Raw genomic sequence first — 26,993 nt, 5'->3', positions numbered from 1 at the left:
ACCGGCCATCGGTTGCCCGATAGTAGCCACATGCCCCGATGGACCGTAAGTCCCTTGTTCCACCCGTTACTTCACCGGTTCGGCATCGCGGCTCAGTCGCCACGACGCCGGACTTCGTACCCAGTCCTTACTACGGCGACCGCATAGCGGCGTGGCGGATCGCCCTTCCCGCGGCGGGCGTTCACAACGTCTCCGTGGACGTCACGGACCCGAGCACCGGTGCGGTGCTCGATCCGGTCGGCGTGTCGGTTGCCGTGACCGACCCGGTTGCCGCGAACCCGTCGGCCCGCGCGGTCGCCGCCGCGCGGGCCGACGCGCGGGCCGACGCGCGGGCCGGCGGGCGGGTTGCCGCAGGCGTCGGCCGGGGGTGCGGGGGGATCTCGCTGCGCCGTCCGGGTGGTCGTGCCCGGGCCGTCGTGCCGCTGGGGATCGGCTGCTCGGCAAGTCAGGACGATGGGCTGCGTTGCGCCACCGTGACATCGCACGGCGGCAGGATCATCGGAGCCTTCCATGACCGTCCAGTCGCAAAACGACCAGCCGCCCGCCCGCTATGACGACCTGCGGGCGCTCTTCGTCAACTGCACCCTCAAACGGTCGCCGGCCAGGAGCCACACCCAGGGCCTCGTCGATCGCAGCAGCGGGATCATGAGGGACCAGGGGGTCGCGGTCGACGTCCTGCGCGCTGTCGACCTCGACCTCGCCACCGGCGTGTGGCCGGACATGACCGAGCACGGCTGGCCCAGTGACGCCTGGCCCGCCGTCTACGAGCAGGTCATGGCGGCGGACATCCTGGTCCTGGCGGGCCCGATCTGGCTCGGCGACAACAGCTCGGTGACCAAGAGGGTCATCGAGCGGCTGTACGGATGCTCCAGCCTCCTCAACCCCGCAGGCCAGTACGCCTACTACGGCAGGGTCGGCGGCTGCCTGATCACCGGCAACGAGGACGGGATCAAGCACTGCGCGATGAACGTCCTCTACAGCCTCCAGCACCTCGGCTACACCATCCCCCCGCAGGCGGACGCCGGATGGATCGGAAGCGCGGGTCCCGGCCCCTCCTACCTCGACCCCGGCTCCGGCGGCCCGGAGAACGAGTTCACCCAGCGCAACACCGCCTTCATGACCTGGAACCTCCTCCACCTGGCCCGGATGCTGAAGGACGCCGGCGGCATCCCCGCCTACGGCAACCAGCGCGCCGCCTGGGACGCCGGCTGCCACGGCGACAGCGAGAACCCCGAGCACCGGTAGGAGAGACCCACCCGGCTGCCGCCGTCCCCCGGAGGCAGCCGTACCGGGCTCTGAGCGGTTCCCGCGCTCGTCCCACCCGGAACGGTCCGCTCCCCCGCCCCGCCGCGGCCCGCTCAGGCGCCGGACTGGAGGCGGAGGCCCGCCAGGGTGAGGTCCAGTGCGGAGCGGAACTGGTCGACGTCGTCGTGGCCGTCGAACTCGTCGACGATCTCGTGGACGAACGGGTAGGCCTCGGGGTCGAGCTCCCGCCAGGTCTGGGCGTAGCGGCCGAGGTACTCGTCGCGGTTCACGGAGCCGTCGAGGACCTCCTCGGGCGGCTCCTGGCCCATGTCGACGGCGGAGCCGACGACGACGCCGACGACCGCGGACACGGCGTGGAACCGCTGGAGCGCGTTGAGGTCGAGGCGGAGGGTCTGCCGGCCGAGCTTCTCGTACAGGCGCAGGGAGTTGCCCTGGACGTCGGTGTTGCGCATGAAGTAGGCGCCCAGCCAGGGCCGGTCCAGGATCGCGTCGAACAGCGTCACGGCCATCGCGCGGAGGTCGTCGATCGGGTCGTCGCTGCCCGGAAGGGCTTCGATCTCGGCCAGCACCGTGCCGATCACGTGGTCGGTGGCGCGGTCGAGCAGCTCCTCCTTGTTCGCGACGTACCAGTAGATGCTGGCGACGCCGCCGCCGAGGCGCTGCGCGAGCGCGCGGAAGGTCAGCGCCGGCGCTCCGGCCTCGTCGAGCAGGGCGACCGCCTCGGTGAGCACGGACTCCATCGAGTGCGAAGCCCGTCGACGTCCCTGGCCCGGACCCGGGCGGTTCTGCAGGTGTGCCATGGCTCACATCCCCACGCGTCTTGCACTGTATCGAACGTTGTTCTATCGTACCGTATCGTACGTTGTTCGATAGCCGAACGGCGTTCGATTGGAGGACTGCCATGACTACCGCCACGCTTGAAGCCCCGTCCCGCACCTACCCGTCGCTGCGCGCGGCGTGGATTCCCCTGGCCGCCCTCTGCCTGGCCTTCTTCGTCGAGATGGTCGACAACACGCTGCTGTCGATCGCGCTGCCCACGATCGGCCGCGACCTCGGCAGCGGCACGACCGCGCTGCAGTGGGTCACCGGGGCGTACTCGCTGACCTTCGGCGGGCTGCTGCTCACCGCGGGGTCGATGGCCGACCGGCTCGGCCGCCGCCGGGTGCTGCTGGCCGGCCTCGCCGTGTTCGGCGCGCTGAGCCTGTGCGTGGTCCTCGTCACCACGACGGGCGAGCTCATCGCGCTGCGCGCCGCACTCGGCGTCGCCGCCGCGGCGATGGCCCCGATCACGAACTCGCTGGTCTTCCGGCTGTTCGACGGCAAGGCCCTGCGGATGCGCGCCATGACGGTGATGATCATCGTCGGCATGTCCGGCTTCGTCCTGGGGCCGCTACTCGGCGGCACCGCGCTGGCCCACGTGCGGTGGGAGTGGCTGCTGGTCGTCAACGCCCCGATCGCGGTGATCGCGTGCATCGGGGTGCGGCTCGGCGTCCCGGCCGACCGGCGGGAGGACCTGACCAGCGACGCCCTCGACCTGCCGGGCGCCGTCCTGAGCGTCACCGCCATCGGGCTCGCCTGCTACTCGCTGACCAGCGGTGTCGACCGCGGCTGGCTCTCCGCGACCACCCTGGCCTCGATCGTGGGCGCCGTCGTGGCCGCGATCGCGTTCGTGCGGCACGAGCGCCGCAGCGCGGCACCCATGCTGGACCTGGGCCTCTTCTCCAGCGGCACCGTCCGCGGCGCCGCCATCGCGCAGATCGGCACGTCCATCGCGATGGCCAGCGTGATGTTCGGGCTGATCCTGCACTTCCAGTACGCCTACGGGTGGAGCCCGGTGCGGGCAGGCCTGGCCAACCTGCCGATCATCGTGACGATGATCGGTGCGACCCCGCTGTCCGAGTGGCTCGCCCGCCGGTTCGGCCACCGCATCGCCTGCCTGGTCGGCGCGGCCTGCCTGGCCGGCTCGATGGCAGGCCTCGCCTGGGGTGTCGACCACGGGTACGCCGCCATCGCCGTCTGCATGGTGCTCATGACCGTGGGGCTGCGCACCGTCATGACGATCTGCGCGGTCGCGCTCGTCGACGCGGTTCCGAGCAACCGCACCTCCATCGGTGCGGCCCTCAACGACACCGCCCAGGAGGTCGGTACCAGCGTCGGTACCGCGGTGGTCGGCACCCTGATCGCCGCACTGGTCACCACCCACCTGCCGGCCGGCACGTGGAGCAGCGACCTGGTCGCGTCGTTCTTCCACGGCGAGCGGATCACCTACGCCGTGCTCGCCGTCGTCGTCGGACTGATCGCGGCAGGCGGCGCGCTGAGCCTCACCGACTCCCACTCCGTCGAGGAACACCCCGACGACGAGGAGGACGCCGTGCAGAAGCACCCCGTCGAGGAACCCGCCTGACGGCGAGGGCGCTCGACCGCGCGGGCCGGATCGGGAAGCGGGTACGGCGGTCCTGGCCTCGCGGGCCGTGCGGCCAGGACCTGCCGACCGGCGCCGGCCTCCTCCCGCGCCAGAACCGCTCGCCAGAGGAACGGCAGCCGGCGGGACCGCGCGTCGCCGCGTGGTCCCGCCGGCGGTGGTCACTCGGTCAGGCGGTGGCCCGGGCGGCCGCCCTGACGAGGTCCGCGACGGCTCCCGGGTGGGAGACCGACACGGCGTGCGAGGCGCCCGGGATCGTCACGGTGTGGGCATGGGCGCGCTGGGCCATGGCCCGCTCGGCGGCCGGCGGGATGGCCTGGTCGGCGCCGGCGACCAGGTACCACGACGGGATGGACCGCCAGGCCGGTGCACTGCTGGGCGCGGCCAGCGCCGCCACCGCGACCGGGCGCTGCTCGGCCGCCATCAGGCGGGTCCGGCCGGCCGGGACATCCGCGGCGAAGACCTTCCGGAAGGCGGCCTGGTCGATGTACGCGTCCTGCCCGCCGCCGGGGAATGACCGCACCACCAGGGACGACGGCAACTGGCTGCCCGGATACTCGCCGGTGATCCCCAGGCTGCTCTCGCCCTGGTCGGGCGCGAACGCCGCGATGTAGACCAGGGCCTTGACGTTGGGGTGTCCCGCGGCGGCGTCGGTGATGACCGCGCCGCCGTAGGAGTGCCCGACCAGGACGACAGGGCCGGGGATCGAGTCCAGGACGCTCGACAGGTAGGCCGCGTCGCCCGCCAGGTCGCGCAGCGGGTTCGCCAGGCCGAGGACGGGGTAGCCGTCGCGCTCCAGCCGGGTGACGACGCCATCCCAGCTGGAGGAGTCCGCGAAGGCCCCGTGGACCAGGACGATCGTCGGCTTGGCCGCTTTCACGGCGCGGGCGGCCCCGGCCGCCGGGTTCGGGGCGGCCTGCGAGCTCGCCGGTACGGCGAGCAGGGCCGCGGCCGCCAGCGCGGGGATCACGACGCTCTTGCGCCGCAGCAGGGCGCGGCGGGACGGCGCGGGCTCGGTGTACGTCATGTCGGCTTCCTTCGGGTCTCGGGGTCGCGGGAAGGGGTCACAGCGTCGGCGGCGGTCCGGTGACGCGCAGCCGGAAGGCCTCGGCCGAGCCCACGACAGCCGCCAGGTCGAAGGCCGGCGGGTGGTCCCGGGCCTCGGCGACCGGGGTGCCGTTGGCCTTGAACCACTCCTCGATGAGGGCCGGGCTGAAGACGACGGCGATCCGGGCGCCCTCGCCGGAGCGGACCAGGTAGCTGTGCGGCACGCCGCGCGGGCCGTAGGCGACCTGCCCGGGGGTGAGGTCATGGCGCTCGTCGCCGACGAAGAACGACACCTCGCCGTCGAGGACGAACCAGAGTTCCTCCTCGTTCTCGTGCACGTGCTGCGGCGGCGCGTGGCCGACCGGGTCCGAGAACTCCATGAGGCTCATGGCGTTGCCGGTCGCGGACCCGGGCAGCAGGACCCTGGCCTGCCCGCCGAGGAACCAGAACGGCTCGCGCTCGGGGGTGGGCTCGAAGGCGGGGAAGTTCCTGATCATGATCACTCCTGGGGTGGTGGGTGGCGGCGGGCCGGCGGACGGCGCCCGGGATCAGAGGGTGTCGGTCATGCCGCCGTCGATGAGGAAGTCGGCGCCGGTGACGTTGCCGGAGCGCGTGCCGGCCAGGAACACGACGAGGTCGGCCACTTCGGAGGGCAGGGTGAAGCGGCCGGTGACCGCCTCGGCCGCGGCGCTCGCGGCGACGGCGGCCGGATCGAGGCCCAGACCGGCGCCGACGGTCGCGGCGACGCCGTCCGCGCCCTTCCACAGCGGGGTCTCGACCGGGCCCGGGCTCACGCAGTTGACGCGTACACCCTGCGGACCCACCTGCTTGGACAGTGCCTTGCAGAAGTTGGACAGGGCCGCCTTGGCGGCGCTGTAGTCGATGACCAGCGGGTCGGGGAGCCGGGCGTTGACCGAGGAGACGGTGACGATCCGGCCGTCGCCCGTGGCGATCAGGTGCGGCAGGGCGCTGCGGGTGGTCCGGACGGCAGCCATCAGGTTGGCGGTGAACGTCCATTCCCAGTCCGCGTCGGTCGTCGCCAGGAAGCCGTCGACCCGGGGGCGCACCGCGCCGACGTTGTTCACCAGGACGTCGAGCCCGCCGTGCAGATCGGCCGCCGCGGCCACGAGCGTCCCCGGGCCGTCGGGGGTGGCCAGGTCGACCTCCACCACGGTCAGCTCGGCGCCCTTCGCGACCAGGTCGTCGAGCGCCTCGCTGCGGCTCCTGGTCCCCGCGACGACGCGGGCGCCGGCCGCCAGCAGGGCCTCGGTGACCGCGAGGCCGATGCCCCGGCCGGCGCCGGTGACCACGGCGCTCTGGCCGGCCAGGCCGAGGTCGAAGGCGGGAGCGGTCATCGCGGCGACTCCAGGCTCTGCCGCCGCAGCCAGGCCAGCGCCTCGTCCGCCACCGCACGCCAGCCGCCGTCGATCGTCAGCGAGTGCCCGCGGTCGGGGAAGGACACGAACTCGGTGACCGCCTCGGAATGCCGGTACTGCTTGAGCGTGGCGAGGGTGACGGCCTCGGGGACGGTGTGGTCCTTGCCGCCGGACATCAGCAGCATCGGGCCGCGCCCGGAGTTCGCGGTGTCGACCTTCGCCGGCGAGTGCGGGTTGAAGTTCGCCGCGGCGGCCTCGAACAGCGGCTTGCCCGGCGCCGGGATGGTCCACCGCGCGAACAGCGCGTCGGACTCCTCCTCGGTCACGGCGTTGCCGAACGCGAAGCGGAACTGCTCGGCGGTCAGGGACACCGCGCGGTGCTTGTTCGCCGGGTTCCTGAACACCGGCAGCGTCGATCGCAGCGCGGACAGCGGCAGCGGCAGGACCCCCTTGATCTGGGCGGCGTCGATCGCCACGGCGGCCGCGGCCAGGTCCTGGCCGAGCAGCTTCTGGGCGATCATGCCGCCGAAGGAGTGGCCGATCAGGATCGGCAGCGTGTCCATGCCTCGGATGATCGCCGCGTAGTGCTCGACGACGTCGTCGATGCCGTGGTCGGCGATGCTCTCCGGGTTCTGCCGCGCGTCCTCGACGCTGTCGGGGTCGCCGGGCCAGCCCGGCGCGGACGGGTCGTAGCCCTCCTGGCGGAAGAGGTCGATCCACGGCTGCCAGGAGGTGCTGTGCAGCCACAGGCCGTGGATGAAGAGGACGGGGATCGGGCTGGGCATCGTCGCGGTGCCTTTCTCGGGATCGGTTACGCCGAGCAGCACACCATCGGGAACCGCCCGCTCGAACCGTGGAAAGACCCCAGTCCCGAATCCCCCCACCCCGGAATCGGGAAGCCCTTCCCCGGGGTGGTGGCACGTGGAAAGCTGGCGCGATGCGCAGGGGTGTAGTGGACTGGACGGCCGTCGCCGCCGGGGACTTCGCGTTCCCGGCCGGGGTGGCCGCGCAACGGATCGGCGACGAGCTGGCGGAGATGCTGGTCTCCCCCGACCCCGTCGTACGCGACGAGCACGCCTACACCGCTGCCGCCGCCTGGATCCGCGCCGGGCACCTCGACGGCGTGCTGGCCGCCATGGGCGACACCGCCGCCGGGCGGTTCACCCACCCCGACGTCCAGGCCCGCACGTTCGCGCCCCTGGTGCTCAAGTGCGTGCTGGCCCGCGGCCGCCAGGTCCCGGGCGCCGTCCCCGAGGCGGCGGTGCGCCGCTGGTACGCCGGCTTCGCCGCCTGGTACCCGCACGAGCGCGACACCCGCGGCTGGGACGACGAGCTGGGCTGGCTGCACGCCGTCGCCCACGGCGCCGACGCTGCCGCGGCCTTCGCCGCGGCGCTGCCCGACCGCAGCACCGACCTGCTGGAGCTGTGCGCGCTGCGCATGACCGCCCGGGACACCGGCTACCGCTACGTCCAGGTCGAGGACGCCCGCCTGGCCGCGGCCGTCACCCGCATCCTGCTCGCCCCCGGCCTCACCGAGGGGCAGGCGACAGGCTGGCTCGACACCGTGACGGCGGCCTTCGCGGACAGCGGCCCCGGCGCGGTCCCGGCATGGGCCTTCAACACCTTCGCCACCCTCCAGTCCCTGCACCTCCACCTGACCCGCGGCCTGTCCGACGGCGGCATCCCACCCCACGCGGCCGCGGTGACCGCCCGCACCCTCGAAATCCTCCGCCTGCCCTACCACTGGCTGGGCTGAGGCGGCCCCGCGAGGGGCGGTGGACGGCGGCTAGGAACCGTAGGGGTAGCGGATCGTGTGGCGGCGCTGGGCGGCTTCGAGGACATCCTGGGGAAAGTGGTCGCCGGCCACGTAGTGACGGCCCTTGGTCTGTCCGACGGCAGCCAGGACGCCCGACCTGACGAGAGCCTGCATGTCCCGGGTGGCCTGCTGGGAGTTCAGCCCTTCGCTCTTCTCGTAGCGCGACCGGCGCACGCGTCCGGCTATGGCCACTTCGTGCAGAGCCGCGACCTGCCGCTCGCTGACACCGAGGCTCGCAGCGTGCTGGTCGAGCAGGAGCCAGACGTCCGTGGAACGCTCCACACGGTGCCGCACGCGCTGGGCCTGCTCGTGATAGGCGCGCAGGTTGAAGGAGATCCACGGGCCGGTGTCGCGTTCCGGCGAGTAGACGGGACCACCGACGTCGCGGAGCACCCTGTAGTAGTCCCACGTGTTTCCGGGCATCCCGAGCCATTCCTCGATGGAGGAGAACTCCGGCGCGAGGACGCGCTGCCGGGCGATGACCAGCGTCTGCAGGCTGCGGGACATGCGGCCGTTGCCATCGACCCACGGATGGATCTTCACCAGGTTGAGGTGGGCCATGGCGGCGCGGACCAAGGGGTGCGCGTCGAGGTCACCCTCGTTGAGCCAGTCGACCAGCTCGCCGGTGAGAGCCGGCAGCCGGTCCTCGCCCGGCCCCTCGTACTCCACGCTGAGGGGATCACCCGCGGCACTGATGAAAATGGGCTTGCGGCGCCACTGGCCCGCGGGTCTCCGGCGGCTGTGGTGGTGGCCCTGCAACATCCAGTGCAGAGAGTTGAGAAGGCCCTTGCCGTAGGCGAAATCCTCGACGTCGTAGAGGGACTGGATGTACGTCATCATCTGCTGATAGGCGAGGGTCTCCGCCTTGTCGGCTTCGCTGGCGTTGATACCTTCCCGCTCGCCGTCCATCAGGTCGGCGACGTCGCGCACATCGACCTGGAAGCCCTCGATGGTATTGGACGCGGCGATCGCCGAGGCCGTCAGAGCGCGGCGCAGGTCCAGAGTCCACTTCGCCGGCGCCTGGCGTACCGCATGGCTCAGCTCGGAGTGCATGGCGGCGATCTCCGCGAGAACGCGGTCATCGGCGGAGGAGAGGGACGGCGTCGCGTACAACATGAAGCAATGATACCTGCTACCTATCATTGCACCACCTCGCGGCCCGCGCGCACGCACCCCACAATCTGGACAACTGCTCGAAGTTCCTTCGTCATCTGGAATCTGCCCAGCTCAGGGCGCCTCTGAGTAGCGTCGTTGGCGTATGAAACCATCGATAGCGAAAGGCCCCCTATGTGCACTCATGATGACGCGGCGTCACAAGGACACGCCGGGCAGAACCGGCGGGGCTTTCTGCGCAACGCCGCACTGGCCGGTGCCGGAGCGGCGGCCGTAGGAGTCGGCGCGTCCGCACTCGGCGGGACCCCCGCGGTCGCCGCGGACTCCGCGGCCGCCGGCGAGAGCGCCAGGACCGGGAAGACCGGCGCGTGGAACCCTGACCCGGACGCCCTGCAGTTCACCCTCGCGGTCATGCCGGACACCCAGTTCCTCTACTGGGGTAGCCAGGACAGCGTCAACCGGGCGCCGCAGGAGGAGTCGTTCCGCTACATCATCGACAACAGCGGGACCCCCGACAACAACATCGTGTTCATGGCGCACCTCGGTGACCTGACCGAGGACGCCGACCCGCTGTCGTTCCAGGAGGTCGACAAGGCGTTCGCGCTGCTGGACTCGCACGGCGCCGCGTACAGCGTGCTGGCCGGCAACCACGACGTGAGCGGCGACGACAGCCGCGGCGACACCCCGTACCTGCAGACCATGGGACCGCAGCGCTTCAGGCGCGCGAAGTCGTTCGCCGGCTCCGACCCGACCGGCTACAACACCGCCCACGTCTTCCAGGCCGCCGGCCGCTCGTGGCTGGTGCTGGCGCTGGACTGGCGGACCACCGACCAGGGCTACGCGTGGGCCAACGAGGTCATCAAGGCCCACCCGAAGATGCCGGTGATCCTCACGTCGCACGACATCGTGGCCTCGCCCTACGATGACAACGTTTTCCCGTACGAGTCCGGCGACCCCGAGAACAACGCCGTGATGGTGGGCAACGGGCAGACGATGTGGGACAGGCTGGTCAAGGACAACGACCAGGTCTTCCTGACCCTCAACGGCCACTACTGGCCGCCCGGGCGGATGACCCGCAAGAACGACCTCGGCAACGACGTGCACATGCACATCACGAACTACCAGAACCGCTACTTCGGCGGCGGCGCCATGATCCGGCTGTACCACTTCGACCTGGCCCGCAACACGATCGACGTCGAGACGATCAACCCGTGGATCCTGGCCCAGGACCCGGAGTCGCGCAGCGAGCTGGCCGCCGAGCACGCCCGCATCACCGGCCCGGTCGACAACTTCTCGGTGGCGATCGACTTCGAGGAGCGGTTCAGCAGCTTCGTCCCGGTTCCGGTCAGGCCCTCCCGCCCGGCCGCCGAGGAGCTGGTGAAGGGCACGCTGGCCTACTGGCGGTTCGACGGGCAGGGCGCTCCCGGCACCGCGCTCAGCGCGGGCCAGACGGTCCGCGACCTGTCGGGCAAGGGCAACGACCTGACGGTGGTGACCGTGCCGGGTACCGCCGCCGACGCGCTGACCTGGTCCGCCGACCACCACCCCGACCAGCCGGGACACGCCAGCCTGAAGTTCGCCGGCGGCCGGAACCCGGTCCACGGCACGTACCTGACCACCGGGGCGAACGCTCCGCTGAACGCCGAGACGTTCAGGAGCGGGTACACGATCGAGACCTTCGTGATGATGCCGCTCGACTGGGACGCCGGCAGGAACGGCTGGGCGGCGATCCTCAGCCGCCGGGGTTCCGCGGGAGCCGCGGGCAAGCACGGCAAGAACACCGACCTGAACGAGCCCGTGGTCCAGCTCGCCATCTCGAACAACGGCCGCGAGCCGCAGTTCAACCACTACCCGCTGAACACCACCTACCCCACGACCAACTGGGGCCACGGGCTGGTGGAGCTGAGGTGGTGGCACCTCGCGGTGGTCAACGACGGCCGCTTCACCAGGCTGTACGTCGACAGCGCCCCCGTGGCCGACAACCCGAGCCGGGTGTCGCAGGGCCTCACCTCGCTCGGCCTGCCCTGGCTGCTGGGCGGCCACGAGTACGCGGGCGCCGTCGACATCGTCTTCCACGGCAACGTCGGTGACACCCGCATCGTCAACCGGCCCCTGCCCGTACGGGAGTTCCTGACCGCCAAGTGACGCGACCTCCCTCCGTCCCCCGTCTCCGCCGCCATCCGCGAGAGACGGGAGACGCGGGGGGGAGACGCCGGTCAGTCGAAGCAGAGGACGAAGAGAGGGCAGGCGTGGCGGCCGGGGCGGTCGCCGGCCTCCCTGAGTGCGGCGGCGATCTCCCGCAGGTGGTCCGTGGTCATCTGCAACGGGGGTTCGTCCGGCTGGTAGGTGGTGCGGATCGGGTAGTCCAGACCCGGTTCCGCGGTCATCTCGATGTGGCAGCCCAGGACGTGGGTGACCGGCCTGCGTTCGGAGAACCGGATCAGGCGGTCGATCGACCGGGCGAAGGCGGGCCGGTCCTGGACGTAGAGCCGGCCCGGGTAGACCGTGTCGCCGGTGAGGAGGAATCCCGTCCACGGGTCGTGGAAGGTGACGGCCGACTCGTGGTGGCCGGGAGTGGCCAGGCACTCCAGCACCCGGCCGCCCAGGTCGACCCGTGCCACGGCGTCGGGGTCCTGGTGGAAGCCGAAGTACGCCCAGGCGGTGGGCAGGTCCGCGCCGACCACCGTGGTGCCGGGGCGGTCGGCGAACTGGCCGTCGCCCGCGACGTGGTCGCGGTGGGCGTGGGTGTGCAGCACCAGCAGGTGGTACTCCTGCCGGGGGTGGCGGGCGAGCCAGCGGTCGACGAGCCGGTCCACCACCTGGCGCAGGGGCAGGAACGCGGCGGACGCGGTGGCTCCCGTGTCGACCAGCACCGCCCGGTCGTTGCCGAACAGCAGGAACAGGAACGGCGCCTCGTAGTCGATCGCCATGTTCTGCCGCAGGACGACCGTGTGCTCGTCGTACTCGTGGACCTGGATGTCCGGGTCGGTGTTGTGCTTGGCGGACGGTGAGCCGTGGATCCAGCGGACGTCCAGTCCGCGAGGCCGGGGGGCCGGGCTGCCGAAGTCGACGAAGGACGCGCCTGCGGCCATGACGCCTCCTGGATGCGTCGTCTTGGCAGGCCGGGTACGGCGCACATCTCGTCCGGGGCAGGCACCGACGGGCCTCCGCCGCGACGCTAGCACGGCACTGGCCGACGGCTCCGACGTCCCTCCGGCCGGATACCGCTCAGTCGCGGCGGTTGCGCAGGCGGCCGGCGCGGCGCCTGGCCGCGCGGCGCTCGTCCTCGCTGAGCCCGCCCCAGACCCCGCAGTCCTGGCCGGTCTCCAGTGCCCATTGGCGGCACTTGTCCATGACGGGGCACTGCCGGCAGACGGCCTTGGCCTCCTCGATCTTCAGCACCGCGGGGCCTGAGGTGCCCACGGGAAAGAACAGTTCGGGGTCCTCGTCACGGCACGCAGCGCGGTGCTGCCAGTTCTGGATCATGGTTCCTTCCTCGTGTGATCGGCGTCGGGGTCGTCAGCCGAAGGCGACGACGAACACGGCGGCGACGACGAGCAGGGCCGCCGCGGCGAGCAGGACCATGCGCCCCGGCGTCAGCGCGCCCGCGGCGTGGTGACTGGGACGCCCGGCCCGCGCGTGCTTGTGCTCCCGGCCGACAGACGCGCCGGAGTCCCACGAGTGACTGGTCTGTGTCGTCATCCTGTAGTGCGTCATGTCCCCTCTCCTGACCGCTGAGCGGAGAACGAAGCCGGAAGACGGCGAACAAGTTCACCCGGGCCGGGCCGTCAGAACTTCCCGTAGGGCGCGGCCCCGTGGCCGTACGGTGCCGGGGCCGGGGCGTGCGGCCCCGGCGCGTCGGGCTCGCCGTACAGGCCGGGGGTCCGGCCGGTGCCGAGGTAGCGGACGCCTTCCGGGTCCGCCGCGCCGCGGACCTCCTCCAGCCAGGCCTCGGCCAGATCGGGGGCTGCGGCCCGGTCGTCCTGCGCGGGAGCCGCGGTCGCGGACGGTCCGGCCGGCACGGTGAGGGTGCCGTAGCGCTCCATGCGCTGCCAGCGCAGCCGGCTTCCCGCCAGCGCGGTGGCCACCGACTGGATGACGACCAGGTACATCAGCTGGCGGTAGACGAACTGCTGGAGCGGCAGCGTCCACAGCGGGCCGCGGGGCTCGCCGTCCAGGCGGAAGGCGTACGCGCCCATGGCCGCCTGGAGCGCGAGGAAGCCCAGCCAGAGGCCGAGGATGCGCCAGGGGTCGAGGAAGACCAGGCCGTAGACCGCGAACACGTCGACGACCGGGGCGATCAGCGGCAGCAGGACCTGGAAGAGCAGCAGGTAGAGCAGGCCGCGGCGGCCCAGCTTTCCCGCGGCGCCGCGGGAGACCAGGGCGCCCCGGTGCTTCCACATCGCCTGCAGGGTGCCGTAGCACCAGCGGTACCGCTGGCGCCACAGCGCGCCGAGGGAGGCGGGCGCCTCGGTCCAGGCGACCGCGCCCTCCTCGTAGACCACCCGCCAGCCGTCGCGGCACAGCGCCATCGTCAGGTCGGTGTCCTCGGCGAGCGTCTCGTCGCTGACGCCGCCGACCCGCAGCAGCGCGCTCCGGCGGAAGGCGCCGACCGCGCCCGGCACGGTCGGCATGCACTGCCCGAGGTCGAACAGGCGGCGGTCGAGGTTGAAGCCGACCACGTACTCGATGTGCTGCCAGCGCCCGAGCAGCCCGCCGCGGTTGACGACCTTGGCGTTGCCGGACACCGCGCCGACGCGCGGGTCGGCGAAGGGCTGCACCAGTGCCCTGACCGCGTCCGGCTCGAAGACGGTGTCGCCGTCGACCATCACCAGCAGGTCGAACGAGGCGGCGGCGATACCGGTGTTGAGGGCGGCCGGCTTGCCCGCGTTGGCCTGCCGGATCACCCGCACGCCGGGCAGGCGCAGCGATTCCACCAGTTCGGCGGTGCCGTCGGTCGACCCGTCGTCGACGACCACGACCTCGACCGGATGGTCGGAGGCGAGCAGCGAGCGGACGGCTGCCTCGATGCCCGCGCTCTCGTTGTACGCGGGCACGATGACGCTGACCGGTTCGACCACCGGCGCTCCCCACCCCCGGCCGCGCCGCCTGACGTGCCGGCGGGCCGCGGTCACCACCGCGGCGGCGCGCAGGACGGCGAGCACGCCCGCCGCGAGCAGCAGCCAGCCGAGGACCCGCAGGACCCACGCGCTGGCGTCGAGCGTGCCGATCAGGGCGTACCCGAGCCGGTGGTCACCGGCACTGGCCGGGCGCATCGCCTGCGGGATGCCGACCGCGTCCCCGACGGTGGCGAACCTGAAGCCGCGGGCCGTGAGCTGCGGCAGCAAGCGGTCGAGCGCGGCGACGGTCTGCGAACGGTCCCCGCCCCCGTCGTGCATCAGCAGGATCTGTCCGGCGCTGCCGTGCGGGGTCGCGTTCGCCACGATGGCGTCCACGCCCGGGCGCTGCCAGTCCTGGCTGTCCTGGGTGGTCAGCACGGTCAGGTAGCCGTCGCCGCCGGCCGTGGTGACCGCGTCCCAGTCGCGGTCGTCCAGCGCGCCGTTGACCGAGGAGTACGGCGGCCGGAGCAGCGAACTGGTCTTCCCGGTGGCGCCGGCCAGGGCGAGTTGCGCCTCGCGCAGTTCGAGCGAGCGCTGCCAGCCGGGAATCGTGCCGAGGTCGGCGTGGGTGAAGGTGTGGATGCCGATCTCGTTGCCGTCGGCGAGGATCTGCCGGACCAGCGCCGGATGGGCGGCGACCTCCGTTCCGACCACGAAGAACGTGGCGTGCACGTGATGGCGCCGCAGCACGTCGAGGATCTGCGGCGTCCAGCGCGGGTCGGGGCCGTCGTCGAAGGTGAGGGCCAGGGTGCGGGCGGCCGGGCGGGCGGTGCGGGCGGGCGTCACGGCGCTGTCGATCACCGGACCGCCGTGGGCGACCGCCGCGGGCACCCGGCCCGCCGCACCGCCGCCCGACCCCGCCGCGTCGTCGCCGATGCCGAACATGTGCTGGGTGTAGCCCTGGATGAGCAGCGCCCCGGCGAGCGTGAGCACCAGCACGGTCAGCAGGAGCCAGTGCGTGCGCAGCGGCACGTTGCGGACGACGCCCCGGCGGCCGCGGCGCCCTCTCGGCGCTGTCGTTCTGCGGCTCATCCGCGGCCGTGCCCGGTGTGGGTGGGCACGGGGTGCGTCGCGGTGCTCTTGCCGTGCGTCACGATGGGAACGGCGGTGGCGGGCGCGCTCGTGGCGGCCGTCGTGCTCCCGGGCGCGGACGGGCGCGGCGCCGGTCCCGCCGCGGGCACGCCGCCGGCCGTGGCGCGGGCGGTCGGCGAAACGGAGCCGGGCGCGGCGGGTGTACGGCCCGCGGTGTCCGGCGCCGAGGGCCTGGCGGTCGCAGAGCCCGCGCCATGCTCCCCCGCGGCCGGCAGCGGAAGGTAGGGCGAGTGGACCGAAGGCCCCCCGATGGCCGCGCTGAGCAGCAGCGCGGCGTATCCGGCGGCGGGGATCACCAGGAGCCACCCGAGCCGCCTGACCCGGCGCTGCCGCCGCCCCGAAGGGTCGACGAAGACCGGTCGGGCGGCCATCGCGGGGCCGCCCGACCGGTGGTCGGCCGCCTTGGACGCCGGTGGGGCGTCGTCGGGCGGACGCACTGCGGGGGTTTGCATGGCGGCGCACCTTACAAGACGTCTGCCGCTTGGGCGAAGCGGCGCATATTACGGATACGCCCTGTTTGCACCGGGGCAGGAGCGCTCAGCTCTGCCGGAGCGCCGGCATCGGCACCGGCACGGAGTACGCGCTCGCTCCTGCGCCGACGCCGCCCTCGCAGCTGTTGGGCGGGTCGGTGGTCACGCCGCGGGTCGAGGGGCGTTCCGCGGCCCAGAACATGTACCCCAGCAGGCCGTTGGTGGTGCCCGCGCCGGCCGGTGCGGCGTTCTGCGTCCAGCTGCCGGTCGCGTTCTGCACCGAGGAGGAGAAGTCGGTGCACTCGGGCCTGGCCTTGGAGCCCTCGGCGATGTAGAGGCTGCCGGTGAACTTCGCCGGGGCCAGCGGCGGGATGGCGGGGCTGTAGTTGGCCTTGCCGGTGAGGTGCTCCTGCCAGTTCGACTCGGCGTCGGTCGCGGACGGCTGCCTGCTGGGCACCATGGCGTTGGCGTAGTCCAGCACCGGGGTGCCGGGAGTGAGCCAGTGGGCGGTGGCGTACTGGTCGAGGTCGATCAGCCAGCGGTCGCCGGCCGCCACGTCGATCGTCAGCCGGGCGGTCGGGTCGGCCCCGGACGCGTCGTACGGGTGGGCGGCCCGGTAGGCGTCGATGAACGCCTGCAGCCCCGCGGTGTTCGGGGACGCGCTCTGCTCGTAGTCGATCTCGATGCCGACGCCCAGCTGCGAGGCGAGGGCGGCGGCCTTCTGGCCGAGCAGGGTCGCGTTCTGCGCGAGCGCGGTGTTCCAGTCGTCGGTGTACGTGATGCCGCCGATGGAGAGCATCACGCGGACGCCGTGGCTGGTGAAGTAGTTCACCACGGCCTGGTTCATGCCGACCGGCACGCCGTTGGTGTTCGCGCTGTTCGTCGTGCCGTTGAGCAGCGTGAGCGGGTTGACGAAGCTGAGGACGGCGAGGTTGACCGAGGGGCGGCCGTCGCCGCGGTCGATCAGCCAGTGGTTGTTGCGGTCGAAGTCGGCCATGTCGCGGACCGTCGCCCACGTACAGGCGTCGTCGCTGCAGTGCCAGGCGCCGTAGACCTGCGGCGCGGTGCCGGTCGCGGCAGCCGCCGCGGTGGCGGGGGCGGCGGCGGGTACGGCCGCGGCGGCGGCCACCAGTGCGGCGGCCGCCGCGAAGGACTTCACTCTGCCGAACAGCACACGCATGAACGCCTCCTGGCGATCAGGTGGTTCTCCGTGAGGGGCCACACACGGTGACGGATTGGTCTGGACCTTGTCAACGAGGCATACAGATCGGGACGAATCGCCGCCACGGCCCGGGGTGTGACATTTTCGCCCGGCTCTGCGCCTTCGGTTGCAGCCGCGTGGTCCGCGGCTGGCGGTCCGGCGAATGGAGGCGCGACACGATGCAGCACGTCTCAGGCACTGTCAGCAAGGCTCGGGCGGAGACACTGGGCCCGCGGTTCGCCGCGGACGTCGTGGCCATGGCGAGGGAGGGTGCGCGGGTCCGGCTCGACTACTCGCCGCAGAGCCTGGCCCTGGTGGACCGGGTCATCGACGGCATCCGCCGGGAGCACCCGCCCGCCGAGGCGCTCGCGCCCGCGCTGACCGGCTTCGGCGCGTACACGGGCGAGGTCCTGCACCGGGCGGCCGGCGCGCGATGGGTGGATTTCGACCCGGCCCAGCGCGAACTCTTCGGGCAGCCGTTCGGCATCCGCACCACCGACGGGCGGGTGTGGAACCCGCTCGGCAAGGCCATCAAACGGTACGAGAACGGACAGGCGGAGAGCCTGCGGCTGTTCTACCTGGCGGTGGTGGGCCGGGCACAGGTGTGACGGCGTAAGGTGCGGACCTGCCGGGACACCGGCAGGTCCGCACAGGTGCGGGTATGGTGCGCGCAAGACGCGCGGTGCAGGCGAGTACGAAGAGGGCATGGTGGGCGACGCGAGACTGCACCGGCACTCGCGGATGGACGACACGGAGCTGGGCGACGCGGTCGCCCGGGCGCGTGACGGGGACGAGGCCGCCTTCGGCGTCGTGTACCGGGAACTCCATCCCATGCTGCTGGGCTACCTGCGCGGCCTGATCGGGGACGACGCGGACGACATCGCCTCGGAGACGTGGCACGACATCGTCAGGGACCTCCGCGCCTTCCGGGGCGGCGGCCAGTCCTTCCGGGGCTGGGCCGCGACGATCGCCCGGCACCGGGCGCTGGACCACATACGGCGCGGCCGCGTCCGCCCGCGCACGACGGCGCTCGACGAGGATGCGGCCGAACGCGTCGCGGAGCGCACGAGCACGCGGGACTCGGAGGGCGCGGCCCTGGAGAACATCTCCACGGCGCGGGCACTCTCCCTGATAGCGGAACTACCCAGGGACCAGGCCGAGGCGGTGCTGCTGCGGGTGGTGCTGGGACTCAACGGCCCCATGGCGGCCGAGGTGCTGGGAAAACGCCCCGGCGCGGTGCGCACAGCGTCCCACCGGGGGCTGATGCGTCTGTCGGAGCGTCTGAAAGGCGCTGAGGAGAAGTAAGGGATGAACGAGAGCCAAGAGCATGGCCCGCGGGGCGACGGCGGCCGGGACGAGCCCGCCGCGGCCGGGCACGAGCAGGAGCACGACGACGGCCATGCGGCGCCGCAAGACCCACGGGGCGACGGCGGCCGGGACGAGCCCGCCACGGCCGAGCGCGGACAGGAGCACGACGACGGGCATGCGGCGCGCGGGCAGGGCCGCTGGCCGCGGCCGGGCGTCGCGGAGCAGCTGCTGAACGGCGAGGACGTCACCGACGCCGACCCGCGGTCCGCCGAGATGGCCGGGCTGCTCGCGGCCGCGCGCGTCCTGCCGCCGGGCCGGCCGCAGGACGAGGCCGCGGCACTGGAGGCCTTCCGCCGCGCGGCGGCGGTACCGGCCCCGGCCGTACGCGGCCACCGGTGGCGTACGCGGCGAGGACCCCGTCCGGTCAGGTTGCTGATCGGCGGCGCGCTGGCCGTCTCCGCCCTCGGCGGGGTCGCCATCGCCGCGCAGGGCGGCGGCCTCACACACCCCTTCCACTCCTCCGGCGGCGGCACGCACAGCCCGTCGGCGTCGGCGCCGGCGCCCTCGGCCCGCGGTACGGGGACGGCGCCGGGCCTGCCCCGCACCCCGGGCGCCACGCCCGGGCACGGCACGCCCCCGACGCTCGCCGGCACCGTCCCGCCCACGTCCGGCCCGCCCGCCGACACGGGCATGCAGGGGCTGTGCGAGGCGTACGCCAAGGCGAAGGGCGAGGGGAAGGCGCCGGACAAGGCGATACAGGCCCGGCTCGCCGAGGCGGCGGGCAGCGCCGCCGGGATCGACGCGTACTGCGCCGCACGGACGGCCGCACCCTCCCCCACCCCCGGCCACGGCCGCAGCCACGTCCAGAAGACCCCCACGCCGCACACCGGCCCGCCCTCGCCCGTGTCCACCCCGCCCAAGGCGGCAGCCCCGGGCGCCACCCGGCACAGATGAGACCCGGCCGCACGGCCCGCAAGGGGGCGGACGTGCGGCTCGGCAAAGGTGCGGGCCAGAAGGGGAAGAACCCTTCCGGCCCGCGGGTGACGCCTCTGCCGGGACAGGTGGTGCAGGGCAGGACGGGTCAGAAGGCGCCGATGCCGTTCGGGGTGCCGAGGCCGGTCGCGCCGTCCCAGCCGGTGCGGGCGTTGCGCCACTGGGTGGTCGGGCAGCTGCCGTTCGGCAGACGTCGGGGCCGTTGCCACCCGGGTCGGGCGGACGGCGACCGGCACTGCCGCGTCAGGGGAGGGTGACGAAGGGCGCGAGGAACGCCCGGGCCGCCGGTGCGTCGAGCCGGTAGGCGACGTTGGTGGCGTAGCAGGGGCCGTCACCGGTGATGGTGGTCGCCGCGAGAACGAGGGTGCCGTCGAGCGCGGCGAAGTTCGGGCCTCCGGAGTCGCCGTAGCAGGCACCGCCGTTGCCCTGCGGCGCGGTCATACCCAGCCGCACCCACGAGGGGTTGAGGGCGTTGAAGGTGACCGGCGCCTTCATCCGGACGCCGCCGCCCGGATGGGTCTGCCCGCCCGGTCCGCGCTGCGCCTCCTGGGTGCCGTAGCCGGCGACCTCGAAGGGGGTGGCGTCCAGCTGCTGCGGCGCCAGGGCGTCCAGCTCGCCGGCGGTGGGCAGCACGGCCGGCGTGAACGTCCACCGGGCGGCCACCGAGGTCGCGGGCAGCTGGACGACGGCGATGTCGTGCGGGTCGGCGGACGGTCCGGGGTAGGCGGGGTCGGTGTGGGCGACGCCCTCGACGCCCACGGCCGCGCCGATCGCCGCCGGGTCGCCGGGGTGTGCCCGCGCCGCGCTGTCCAGCGCGGTCTGCACGTCCTGGTCGAGCGAGACGTAGAAGCGGACGCCCGCGGACCAGTCGGTCGTGCAGTGCCCGGCGGTCACGAACGTGTCGCGGTCCACCATCGTGCCCGAGCACTCCCAGTCCACCCGGTCGGGCGTCGCCGGGTCGCCGTCGTCGTCCCACTGCACGACGAGCGCCCCGACCTCGGTCCGCTCTGGCGCCGGAGTCGCGTTGTACGAGTTGATCGCCCCGGCCGAAAAGGTCAGGCTCATGACAATCAGGAAAACCCCGGAGAACCCGGCCGCCCCGCCGGCCGCACGCCCTCCGACACCTGCCGACCGCACTGCTGCACGCAACCCCACGACGCGTTCCCTCCGCCCGCGGCGGACCCCGCAGGGCACGCCGACAACCCGCGTCGCAGCCCCGGCAGGGCCGCGGACCGCGCCGACGGGGTGCAGTGTGGGGCCAGGCGAGCGCACGGCGCAAGGCCCCACACAAATCAGACGAACCACCCGCGGTGCCGCACGCGCCGCGACCCCGGCCGCCGGACGTGTGCTTGTCCGGGGGCACTTGGGGCTGCCAGGATCTGTGTTCATGACAGCCGCCGCGGGACTCGGGTGCACCTCCGCCCTGCTCGTGCTCCGTCGCCACGTCGACCAGGGCCGGCAGTCCAGCGCGCTGTGTCGCTGACGTAGCCACCCGGCGACTCCAGGGGAGAACCGCCGCAGCGGCCCCCTGCCCCCCTCCCGTCATTGCTGCTCCGCATTCCGCGTGGGACGGAGCTGCGTTCTTCCCGTTCGGCCCGACCCGGTCCTCCCCCGAGCGGATCCCGCCACGCCGCGCTCCTCGCTGTTCCCGCGCGCCGCCGTGCTCGGCTCCGCCTGCCTGCTCGCGCTGGCAGCCGCGCTGCCGGCGCAGGCCGCCCCGGTCTTCGGCCCGCTACCCGGCCACGCAACCCGCGGGTCCGCGCGCGCCGCTCCCCGGGAGCGGCGGTTCCCGCCCCGCGGGTCGAGGGCCGGTGCTCGCCGTCCGCCGTCCGCCGGCCGCCGTCAGCCGGCCGCCGGAGGCAGTTCGAGGCCGAGGTTCTCGCGCAGCGTCGTCCCGGCGTAGTCCCCGGCGACGATCTTCCGCTTGCGCAGCTCGTGCAGCAGCCCGTTGACGGCGAAGTCGTGCTGGCGCGGGTCGGCGAGGCCGCCGAGCATGATGACGTCCAGCACGCCGGCCCGGAAGCGCTCCTCCACCGCGTCTGCCAGCTGCTCCGGCGTGCCCGCGACCGCCCAGTGCCCGGTGTCCTGCGCGGCGACGACGAGCTCCCTCAAGGTGTAGCCCTGCCGTGCGTACCCGGCGAAGATGTCCACGCGGCCGCGCCGCCGGTTCACCGCCGTCACGTCCGGCAGCAGGCTCTCCGGCAGCTTCGCGTCCAGCGGCAGTTCCGAGAGGTCGACGCCGCCGCCGAGCATGTCGGCCACCTGTGCCCGGCCGCGCTCGAAGTCGATCGCCTCGCGGCGCTCGCGCACCAGCCGCCGCGCCTCCTCCTCCGTCGCGCCGTACGTGGCGTGGAAGGAGCTGAAGATCAGCGGCAGTCCGCCGGGCCGCCCGAACTCCTCGGCCTGGCCGCGGATCTTGCGGGTGAAGTCCAGCGCGACGTCCAGCGTGGGCAGCGAGGTGAACACCACTTCGGCGTACCGCGCACCCAGCGTCCGGCCCGCGTCGGACTGCCCGGCCTGGAACTGCACCGGGCGGCGCTGCGGCAGCGGCGGGATGTTGAGCGGGCCGGCCACCGAGAAGTAGCGGCCGCAGTGGTCGATGGGCCGGACCCTGGCGGGGTCCAGCACCGCCGTGCCGTCCGGCCCACGGGTCAGCGCGCCCGGCTGCCAGCTGTCCCACAGCGCGTTGACGACCTCCAGCGTCTCGGCGGCCCGCGCGTACCGCTCCTCGGGGCTCGGCAGCCCGCCGGGGCCGAAGTTCTCCTCGCCGAGCGAGGACGTCACCAGGTTCCACCCGGCCCGCCCGTTGCTGACGTGGTCGAGCGTGCCGAACAGCCGCGCCAGGTTGTACGGGTGGTGGAAGGTGCTCGACACGGTCGCGATCAGGCCGATCCGCGAGGTGACGGCGCTCAGCGCCGACACGAACACCAGCGGCTCCTGCGAGCCGATCGCTCCCTGCGCGCCGAAGCTCAGCAGGTCGGCGGTGAACAGCGCGTCGATCCGCGCCGCTTCGGCGAGTGCCGCGACCCGCAGGGCGGTGTCCAGGGTGGACCGCTCCGGGTCGACCGCCAGGTCGTACGTCTCCGACACACCGCCGGCTCCGGTCACGGTCTTCAGTGTCCTGGGAGGCTTCGCGCTCACAGGTCGTCCCTTCTCACCGGCGGCGAGGCACCGATGGCGTCATGGGGCTGGGTGCCGCCGTCGTTCACGGCGGAGGTGGCGGCGGCCGCAGTCACGCGCGCGGGCTTCCGCCGGGGCGCGCGCACACGGCGACCCGCGCGCGAAAGGGTGGAGGGGTGGCCGTCAGGGACGGCGGATCGTCAGCGACAGAGCGTGGTGTGGGTCCGGCACAGATCGACGTGCCGGCGCTTCGTCCAGCCGGGACGCAGAACCGCGGCCCCGACGGGCACGACGCGCGATCCCCTCACGACGACTCCGATCGGCCCGGCCTCGAAGGCCGGGCACTGCTCCGCGGCCCCGGGTACGTCCCGGCCGCGTGATGCGTGCTGACGGTGCGGAACGACCGTACGTGCCCGATGGCAGGCCGTGTCAAGACCCCACGGCTGCCGCACGGCGCCCCAGGCGGGGCGCAGAAGGCGCTGCCCCTGCCGGCGGGCTGACCGGCCGGCCCCGCGGGGCCGGCGGGACGGGCGCCGCGCGCACCGCGTGACGGGTGCGCGGCGCCCCCCACGGCCTCACAGCTTGCAGGACAGCCGCTGCACCTCGCTGGAGGTGGGTTTGAACACGCTCTGGTAGTCCCGCGCCTGCCCGGTCTGCTGGTTGTAGTCCTTGATCGCGTAGGGGAAATCGGTCAGGAAGTCCGTCGCCCACTGCTTGTCCAGGAAGTTCGTGAGGACGCCGTTGAGTTTCAGGCAGTCGGCGTGATGCCCCTTCTTCAGGCCGATGCCGAGGTACTGGAGCTGGCCGAACACGTTCGGCAGCACCACCTTGTACTCGTCGGGGTGGAGGTGCATGAAGCCGTCGAGGATCAGCCAGTCGCTGAAGACGGCGTCGGTGTTGCCCGCGGCCAGCTGGTCGACGCATCCCTGCGTGGTCGGCTGCTGGTCGTCCATGTGCGCCCCGGGGATGTCCGTCCCGCCGCCGGTGGTGTCCTCCGCGGTGCACACGCTCTTGCCCCGGACGTCCTTCGCGCTGCGGAACGTGTCGTCGGTCTTGCGGACCAGCAGCCCCTGCGGACTGACCATGTACGGTCCGGCGAAGTCTATTCCGGCGTCGTTGCGGCCCTGCGTGATCGAGTAGGTGGCGATGACGAGCTGGAGGGTGCCGTCGAGCAACTGGCCCGGGCGGTCCTTGTAGAAGATCGGCGAGGGGACCATCTTCTTGTCCAGCGCCGCGCCGACGGCGTGCATCACGTCGATGTCGAAGCCCGCCGCGGGGACGTCGAAGTCGAACCCCGGTGCGTCGGCTATGGTGCCGACGGTGACGCGTTCACCGCTGAGCACGGAGCCCGCCGGGGAGCTGGAGCCGCCGCAGGCGGTGGCCAGTGCGAGAAGGAGAAGACCGGCCGCCTTGGCCGGGTGACGCGCTGCGGGCACGGGGATGTTCCTGCTTTCGGTAGCTAGCCGTTGCTGAGTGCGACGCGGGAGATCTGCAGGTTGACCCCGCAGTTCGCGTCGTCCCTGGGGTTCACCACCGTCACGGTGAGCGTGATCTCGTCCTGTCCGGGCTCCAGCCGGATCTTCGCCCGGGTGTCGGGAGCGACCTGCACCGGCTGCTGCGGCCTGGTCGTGCTCGCGGGGACGACGTCAAGGGTCGTCAGCGGCGCGCAGGTGCCGATCGTCCGGTCGGTGTCCGTCACCTCGAACGTGATGACGACGTACTTGCGGTGGGCGGTGACCTTGGCCTGGAAGGTGGCCGACTGCTTCGGCAGCAGCCCCAGGTTGCCCCTGAGCGACCAGTCCGGGACGGTGACGACCGTGTTCGCCCGGTGGTACGACCAGAGGGGCCATCCGGCGGTGACCAGGCCGTCCGCACACAGGACGGCGACGACCGCCCAGACGGCCGTCCGACGCGGGATCGACGGCGGACGCAGCGGCGGGAACAGGCCCAGGACCGCGACCACGACACCGACCAGGACCACCAGCCCGGCGAACACCCGGGAGAGCCCGTCGGTCTCGACCGCCGCCACGGACAGCAGGACCACCGTCCACACCACCGCGGCGACGGACAGCGCCAGCAGGCTGCCGGCGGAGATCCCGGGCGGCGCGGGGGTGCCGGTGTCCGCCGGCTCGGCGGCCGCCGCGGAGGTGTCCGCGGACCCGCCGTCCCCAGGCGCGGCGCCGGCCGCCGTACCGGCTTCGTCGGGCGTGGCGCCGGGTGGGACGCCGGGCACGGGAACGCTGCCGGTGGAGGCACCCGCACCCGCGTCATCACCGCTCAAGGGTGGTTCTGACATCCGCAATCCCCCCGGATCGGGCTCTGCTGCCGGGACACCGGCGCCAGGGAGTCGAACCTCGCACGGGCCGCGCCCTCTTGGCGGCCCAGTTACTGTGCCGTTACGGATCGGAGTGAACCTTGCCCCACGGCTCCTGCCGCCGGCCGCCTGCGACGCGGCGCCGGTGGCCAGGGACGCCATCTCCCTGGCCACCGGCCGCGACACCTCCGGGACCCGCAGGTCAGGAGGCCGCCGCAGGACTGCTCCGCGCCGTCAGCTCGTCTGGAGCGTGAGGTGGTAGGCCGACAGGATCGGGTTGACCGGCTGGAACCAGGTCTCGCCGCCCGAGCTGCAGTTGCCGTAGCCGCCGGAGGTCACACCCTGGGCCTGGTCGCCGGTGATGAACGAGCCGCCGGAGTCGCCCGGTTCCGCGCACACGTTGGTCTCGGTGAGCCCGTAGACGCTGCCCTGGGAGTAGTTGACGGTCTGGTTCATGCCGAGGACCGTGCCGCAGTGCCAGTGCGTGGTGGAGCCCGAGCGGCACACGGAGGAGCCGACCGGGGCGACCGCGGAGCCGTGCACCAGCGCGTCGGAGACGGTGCCCCAGCCGAGGACGACGTTCACCGTCCACCAGCCGCTGCCCACGTTGACCCAGGAGTAGTCGTTCCCCGGGAAGGTGCCGGCCTGGAAGTTGCCGACGTAGGAGCCGTCCCAGCCGTAGACGGCCGCGCCCGCCTGCGAGCAGTGCCCTGCCGTGACGAAGCCGCCCACCACCGAGAAGCCGATGGAGCAGCGGATGCCGTGGCTGGTGTACGGGTCGCCGCCGACCGTGCCCGCTGACAGCGTTGTCGGAGCGGCGGCGGCCGTCGTCCGCACCGTCACGGCCTTCGCGGAGTCGCCCCGCTCCGCCCGGGCGACGAAGGCGCGGACCGCGGGGTCCGCCGCCTTGTCGGCGCGGACGCTGACCACGACGCTGTTCGACGCGAGGTCCACGCCCCAACTGCTCACCCCCGCCGGGGCCTTCTGCTTCCTGGCCTGCGCGTCGATCGCCGACTTGGCCGCGTCGAGCTGCGCCGCGGTGCGGGTGACGACCCGGGTGGCCGCTCCGGTCCCGGCCACCGCCCGGGCCGCGTCCGCGTCGGTGACCGCGACGACCAGCCTGCCGTCCTTCCGGTCGAACCACGAGCCGCCGTACGCACTTCCGGCGGCCTTCTCGGCCTTCGGTGCGAGGCCGCTCGCGGCGGCCTGCTGCTGCAGTTGCCGCTGGGCCTGGTCCTTGGTGAGGCCCAGGTCGTGGACCATCGCGTCCACGACCGCCGCGGAGGCGTCCACCTTGGGGGCGGCGGACGCGGACGCGGTCGCGGAGGTGGCGCCGGCGCCGGCGGCGACGGCCCCGGCGAGTAAGGCCGACAGGCCCATGATCGTGCCGATTCTGCGTTTCATGACACCTCTTCTTCTTCCGTCTGGGGGGAGTGAGACCGAAGCGAGCAGAGAGCGCTCTCAGGTGGTGCCGTGCCATCGTAGGATCGACACGAGGGTCATGTACAGGTCAAGTCAGCGCAATGTCCGGAACGGGTGGGGCGGTTGGGGCTCGAACAAGCCGCGACTCCCGCCCGCCGCACCAGGCGCTACCCCCGCGGCTTCTCCAGCGACGCGATCACCCGGCCGTCCGCGTCCCACACTGTCAGGCCCAGGGGCGTGAACGGGCCCTGCGAGGCGGCGGACGTGGGCAGGTCGAGATAGCCGGCCGCCCATCCCGGGTGGCCGGGCAGCGTGACCACGGTCGCGGGCCAGGCGCGGCCGGCGACGGTGACGCACATCCGCGCAGGGGCGGCCGTCCCCCGGTAGAGCAGGGTGTAGCGCATGCCGCCGGTGTAGCCGTACGCCTGGGTGCTCACCGATCCCTGCGGCTGGTTGCCGTCCTCGTTGGACTCGTCCCGGCAGTCCCAGCCCCCGCCGTCCTTCCAGTCGACGCAGCGTTCGCCGGCGGCGAGCCGCATCCGCACGCCGCCGCCGAAGCCGATGGCCCGGCCCGGCTCGGCCACCCGCACCGCCGGCCAGACGACCGCGGGGGAAGGGGGCGTACGGGGTCGGGGCGGCGGTGCGGGGGCCGCTGCCACCGGGCGCGGTTCGTCCGGGCCGCGGGCGACACCGGCCGCCAGGGCGGCGATCGCGGCGACGGCGACCACCAGCGGCACGCAGACCGCGACGCGCCGGTTGCGCCGGCGGCGTGCGGCACGTCCCAGCACCTCCCCGGCGGGCCAGGGGGCCGGCTCGACCGTGGCCGCGGCGTCGGACAGGGCACGCCGCATCCGCTCCTCGAACCTTGCGGAAGCCCCGTCGCCGTGCTCCGCCGTCCGGCTGTTCACACCTC

General features: G+C 73.1%; 26 protein-coding genes and 1 riboswitch. Of the genes, 8 read left to right on the top strand and 18 right to left on the bottom strand.

Going from position 1 to position 26,993, the window contains the following annotated elements; genetic code table 11:
• Positions 1 to 194 precede the first annotated feature (194 nt).
• Positions 195 to 554, top strand: a complete 360-nt coding sequence (locus tag NFU81_RS33025) for a hypothetical protein (RefSeq protein WP_251498521.1) — start codon at positions 195 to 197, stop codon at positions 552 to 554.
• A complete protein-coding gene (locus NFU81_RS33020; protein WP_251498519.1) occupies positions 511 to 1,245 on the top strand; it encodes a flavodoxin family protein in 735 nt (244 codons plus the stop codon). Before NFU81_RS33025 ends, NFU81_RS33020 begins: the two co-directional genes overlap by 44 nt.
• A 113-nt stretch (positions 1,246 to 1,358) precedes the next feature.
• On the opposite strand, the gene NFU81_RS33015 is transcribed toward NFU81_RS33020, so the two are convergent.
• On the bottom strand, positions 1,359 to 2,006 hold the full coding sequence (locus NFU81_RS33015) for a TetR/AcrR family transcriptional regulator (protein WP_251498763.1): 648 nt from the start codon (positions 2,004 to 2,006) through the stop codon (positions 1,359 to 1,361).
• A 161-nt stretch (positions 2,007 to 2,167) separates the two neighbouring features.
• Between NFU81_RS33015 and NFU81_RS33010 the strand changes: the two genes are divergently transcribed.
• Positions 2,168 to 3,670, top strand: coding sequence for an MFS transporter (locus tag NFU81_RS33010; protein ID WP_251498518.1), 1,503 nt, complete (start codon positions 2,168 to 2,170; stop codon positions 3,668 to 3,670).
• Between the two features lie 187 nt (positions 3,671 to 3,857).
• Here NFU81_RS33010 and NFU81_RS33005 read toward each other — a convergent pair whose 3' ends face one another.
• The 4 genes from NFU81_RS33005 to NFU81_RS32990 are packed head-to-tail and all read right to left on the bottom strand — an operon-like array spanning position 3,858 to position 6,896.
• Complete coding sequence (locus NFU81_RS33005; protein WP_251498516.1) at positions 3,858 to 4,715, bottom strand: alpha/beta fold hydrolase; 858 nt, start codon at positions 4,713 to 4,715, stop codon at positions 3,858 to 3,860.
• A gap of 37 nt (positions 4,716 to 4,752) precedes the next feature.
• Positions 4,753 to 5,232 (bottom strand): cupin domain-containing protein, encoded by a 480-nt coding sequence (locus NFU81_RS33000; RefSeq protein WP_251498514.1) that lies wholly within the window; start codon positions 5,230 to 5,232, stop codon positions 4,753 to 4,755.
• Positions 5,233 to 5,283: 51 nt separating this feature from the next.
• A complete protein-coding gene (locus tag NFU81_RS32995; protein ID WP_251498512.1) occupies positions 5,284 to 6,090 on the bottom strand; it encodes an SDR family NAD(P)-dependent oxidoreductase in 807 nt (268 codons plus the stop codon).
• Entirely contained in the window at positions 6,087 to 6,896 is an 810-nt protein-coding gene (locus tag NFU81_RS32990; RefSeq protein WP_251498510.1) for an alpha/beta hydrolase, read from the bottom strand. Before NFU81_RS32990 ends, NFU81_RS32995 begins: the two co-directional genes overlap by 4 nt.
• A gap of 152 nt (positions 6,897 to 7,048) precedes the next feature.
• Here NFU81_RS32990 and NFU81_RS32985 point away from each other — a divergent pair, with 152 nt between their 5' ends.
• Positions 7,049 to 7,867, top strand: a complete 819-nt coding sequence (locus tag NFU81_RS32985) for a DUF2785 domain-containing protein (protein WP_251498509.1) — start codon at positions 7,049 to 7,051, stop codon at positions 7,865 to 7,867.
• A 30-nt stretch (positions 7,868 to 7,897) separates the two neighbouring features.
• On the opposite strand, the gene NFU81_RS32980 is transcribed toward NFU81_RS32985, so the two are convergent.
• Positions 7,898 to 9,043, bottom strand: a complete 1,146-nt coding sequence (locus NFU81_RS32980) for a Fic family protein (RefSeq protein ID WP_251498507.1) — start codon at positions 9,041 to 9,043, stop codon at positions 7,898 to 7,900.
• Positions 9,044 to 9,214: 171 nt separating this feature from the next.
• Between NFU81_RS32980 and NFU81_RS32975 the strand changes: the two genes are divergently transcribed.
• Positions 9,215 to 11,185: a LamG-like jellyroll fold domain-containing protein gene (locus NFU81_RS32975; protein WP_251498504.1), complete on the top strand. Its 1,971-nt coding sequence runs from the start codon at positions 9,215 to 9,217 to the stop codon at positions 11,183 to 11,185.
• 71 nt (positions 11,186 to 11,256) lie between these two features.
• Here NFU81_RS32975 and NFU81_RS32970 read toward each other — a convergent pair whose 3' ends face one another.
• From NFU81_RS32970 to NFU81_RS32945, 6 genes are all read right to left on the bottom strand, one after another.
• Entirely contained in the window at positions 11,257 to 12,132 is an 876-nt protein-coding gene (locus NFU81_RS32970; protein WP_251498501.1) for an MBL fold metallo-hydrolase, read from the bottom strand.
• Between the two features lie 11 nt (positions 12,133 to 12,143).
• A riboswitch (guanidine-III (ykkC-III) riboswitch) is annotated at positions 12,144 to 12,211 on the bottom strand.
• 57 nt (positions 12,212 to 12,268) lie between these two features.
• Positions 12,269 to 12,526, bottom strand: a complete 258-nt coding sequence (locus NFU81_RS32965; protein ID WP_251498498.1) for a WhiB family transcriptional regulator — start codon at positions 12,524 to 12,526, stop codon at positions 12,269 to 12,271.
• A gap of 33 nt (positions 12,527 to 12,559) precedes the next feature.
• Positions 12,560 to 12,757, bottom strand: coding sequence for a hypothetical protein (locus tag NFU81_RS32960; protein ID WP_251498496.1), 198 nt, complete (start codon positions 12,755 to 12,757; stop codon positions 12,560 to 12,562).
• 71 nt (positions 12,758 to 12,828) lie between these two features.
• Positions 12,829 to 15,132: a bifunctional polysaccharide deacetylase/glycosyltransferase family 2 protein gene (locus tag NFU81_RS32955; RefSeq protein ID WP_308208345.1), complete on the bottom strand. Its 2,304-nt coding sequence runs from the start codon at positions 15,130 to 15,132 to the stop codon at positions 12,829 to 12,831.
• 56 nt (positions 15,133 to 15,188) lie between these two features.
• Positions 15,189 to 15,704 (bottom strand): hypothetical protein, encoded by a 516-nt coding sequence (locus NFU81_RS32950; protein WP_251498491.1) that lies wholly within the window; start codon positions 15,702 to 15,704, stop codon positions 15,189 to 15,191.
• A gap of 85 nt (positions 15,705 to 15,789) precedes the next feature.
• Positions 15,790 to 16,902 carry a glycoside hydrolase family 18 protein gene (locus NFU81_RS32945; RefSeq protein WP_251498488.1) on the bottom strand — a complete coding sequence of 371 codons (1,113 nt, stop codon included), beginning with the start codon at positions 16,900 to 16,902 and terminating at the stop codon, positions 15,790 to 15,792.
• Positions 16,903 to 17,102: 200 nt separating this feature from the next.
• On the opposite strand from NFU81_RS32945, the gene NFU81_RS32940 reads away from it, so the two are divergent.
• The 3 genes from NFU81_RS32940 to NFU81_RS32930 all read left to right on the top strand — a co-directional run bounded on the left by NFU81_RS32940 (position 17,103) and on the right by NFU81_RS32930 (position 19,185).
• Positions 17,103 to 17,531, top strand: a complete 429-nt coding sequence (locus NFU81_RS32940; protein ID WP_251498485.1) for a hypothetical protein — start codon at positions 17,103 to 17,105, stop codon at positions 17,529 to 17,531.
• Positions 17,532 to 17,628: 97 nt separating this feature from the next.
• Positions 17,629 to 18,228, top strand: coding sequence for an RNA polymerase sigma factor (locus NFU81_RS32935; protein WP_251498482.1), 600 nt, complete (start codon positions 17,629 to 17,631; stop codon positions 18,226 to 18,228).
• A gap of 3 nt (positions 18,229 to 18,231) precedes the next feature.
• Positions 18,232 to 19,185 (top strand): hypothetical protein, encoded by a 954-nt coding sequence (locus tag NFU81_RS32930; protein WP_251498479.1) that lies wholly within the window; start codon positions 18,232 to 18,234, stop codon positions 19,183 to 19,185.
• A 282-nt stretch (positions 19,186 to 19,467) separates the two neighbouring features.
• Here the strand turns inward: NFU81_RS32930 and NFU81_RS32925 are convergent, their stop codons facing one another.
• From NFU81_RS32925 to NFU81_RS32900, 6 genes are all read right to left on the bottom strand, one after another.
• Positions 19,468 to 20,289, bottom strand: a complete 822-nt coding sequence (locus NFU81_RS32925; protein ID WP_251498477.1) for a trypsin-like serine protease — start codon at positions 20,287 to 20,289, stop codon at positions 19,468 to 19,470.
• 777 nt (positions 20,290 to 21,066) lie between these two features.
• Positions 21,067 to 22,332 (bottom strand): NtaA/DmoA family FMN-dependent monooxygenase, encoded by a 1,266-nt coding sequence (locus NFU81_RS32920; protein WP_251498474.1) that lies wholly within the window; start codon positions 22,330 to 22,332, stop codon positions 21,067 to 21,069.
• 587 nt (positions 22,333 to 22,919) lie between these two features.
• Positions 22,920 to 23,780, bottom strand: a complete 861-nt coding sequence (locus NFU81_RS32915; RefSeq protein WP_251498471.1) for a transporter substrate-binding domain-containing protein — start codon at positions 23,778 to 23,780, stop codon at positions 22,920 to 22,922.
• Positions 23,781 to 23,803: 23 nt separating this feature from the next.
• The gene (locus tag NFU81_RS32910; protein ID WP_251498468.1) at positions 23,804 to 24,625 is read right to left on the bottom strand and encodes a hypothetical protein; all 822 of its coding nucleotides are present in this window, start codon (positions 24,623 to 24,625) and stop codon (positions 23,804 to 23,806) included.
• Positions 24,626 to 24,892: 267 nt separating this feature from the next.
• Entirely contained in the window at positions 24,893 to 26,062 is a 1,170-nt protein-coding gene (locus NFU81_RS32905) for a S1 family peptidase (protein WP_251498465.1), read from the bottom strand.
• A gap of 185 nt (positions 26,063 to 26,247) precedes the next feature.
• Entirely contained in the window at positions 26,248 to 26,988 is a 741-nt protein-coding gene (locus tag NFU81_RS32900; RefSeq protein ID WP_251498462.1) for a hypothetical protein, read from the bottom strand.
• Positions 26,989 to 26,993: the final 5 nt, after the last annotated feature.

Source organism: Actinacidiphila cocklensis (assembly GCF_907177275.1).
Lineage (GTDB): Bacteria > Actinomycetota > Actinomycetes > Streptomycetales > Streptomycetaceae > Actinacidiphila > Actinacidiphila cocklensis.
This window is presented reverse-complemented; position numbering and strand designations above follow the sequence as displayed.

Excerpts from the sequence above, each read along its gene's own strand:
- NFU81_RS33020 (WP_251498519.1), top strand. The coding sequence starts at position 511 with ATGACCGTCCAGTCGCAAAACGACCAGCCGCCCGCCCGCTATGACGAC.
- NFU81_RS33015 (WP_251498763.1), bottom strand. The coding sequence starts at position 2,006 with ATGGAGTCCGTGCTCACCGAGGCGGTCGCCCTGCTCGACGAGGCCGGA.
- NFU81_RS33010 (WP_251498518.1), top strand. The coding sequence starts at position 2,168 with ATGACTACCGCCACGCTTGAAGCCCCGTCCCGCACCTACCCGTCGCTG.
- NFU81_RS33005 (WP_251498516.1), bottom strand. The coding sequence starts at position 4,715 with ATGACGTACACCGAGCCCGCGCCGTCCCGCCGCGCCCTGCTGCGGCGC.
- NFU81_RS33000 (WP_251498514.1), bottom strand. The coding sequence starts at position 5,232 with ATGATCAGGAACTTCCCCGCCTTCGAGCCCACCCCCGAGCGCGAGCCG.
- NFU81_RS32995 (WP_251498512.1), bottom strand. The coding sequence starts at position 6,090 with ATGACCGCTCCCGCCTTCGACCTCGGCCTGGCCGGCCAGAGCGCCGTG.
- NFU81_RS32990 (WP_251498510.1), bottom strand. The coding sequence starts at position 6,896 with ATGCCCAGCCCGATCCCCGTCCTCTTCATCCACGGCCTGTGGCTGCAC.
- NFU81_RS32985 (WP_251498509.1), top strand. The coding sequence starts at position 7,049 with ATGCGCAGGGGTGTAGTGGACTGGACGGCCGTCGCCGCCGGGGACTTC.
- NFU81_RS32980 (WP_251498507.1), bottom strand. The coding sequence starts at position 9,043 with ATGTTGTACGCGACGCCGTCCCTCTCCTCCGCCGATGACCGCGTTCTC.
- NFU81_RS32975 (WP_251498504.1), top strand. The coding sequence starts at position 9,215 with ATGTGCACTCATGATGACGCGGCGTCACAAGGACACGCCGGGCAGAAC.
- NFU81_RS32970 (WP_251498501.1), bottom strand. The coding sequence starts at position 12,132 with ATGGCCGCAGGCGCGTCCTTCGTCGACTTCGGCAGCCCGGCCCCCCGG.
- NFU81_RS32965 (WP_251498498.1), bottom strand. The coding sequence starts at position 12,526 with ATGATCCAGAACTGGCAGCACCGCGCTGCGTGCCGTGACGAGGACCCC.
- NFU81_RS32960 (WP_251498496.1), bottom strand. The coding sequence starts at position 12,757 with ATGACGCACTACAGGATGACGACACAGACCAGTCACTCGTGGGACTCC.
- NFU81_RS32950 (WP_251498491.1), bottom strand. The coding sequence starts at position 15,704 with ATGCAAACCCCCGCAGTGCGTCCGCCCGACGACGCCCCACCGGCGTCC.
- NFU81_RS32945 (WP_251498488.1), bottom strand. The coding sequence starts at position 16,902 with ATGCGTGTGCTGTTCGGCAGAGTGAAGTCCTTCGCGGCGGCCGCCGCA.
- NFU81_RS32940 (WP_251498485.1), top strand. The coding sequence starts at position 17,103 with ATGCAGCACGTCTCAGGCACTGTCAGCAAGGCTCGGGCGGAGACACTG.
- NFU81_RS32935 (WP_251498482.1), top strand. The coding sequence starts at position 17,629 with ATGGTGGGCGACGCGAGACTGCACCGGCACTCGCGGATGGACGACACG.
- NFU81_RS32930 (WP_251498479.1), top strand. The coding sequence starts at position 18,232 with ATGAACGAGAGCCAAGAGCATGGCCCGCGGGGCGACGGCGGCCGGGAC.
- NFU81_RS32925 (WP_251498477.1), bottom strand. The coding sequence starts at position 20,289 with ATGAGCCTGACCTTTTCGGCCGGGGCGATCAACTCGTACAACGCGACT.
- NFU81_RS32905 (WP_251498465.1), bottom strand. The coding sequence starts at position 26,062 with ATGAAACGCAGAATCGGCACGATCATGGGCCTGTCGGCCTTACTCGCC.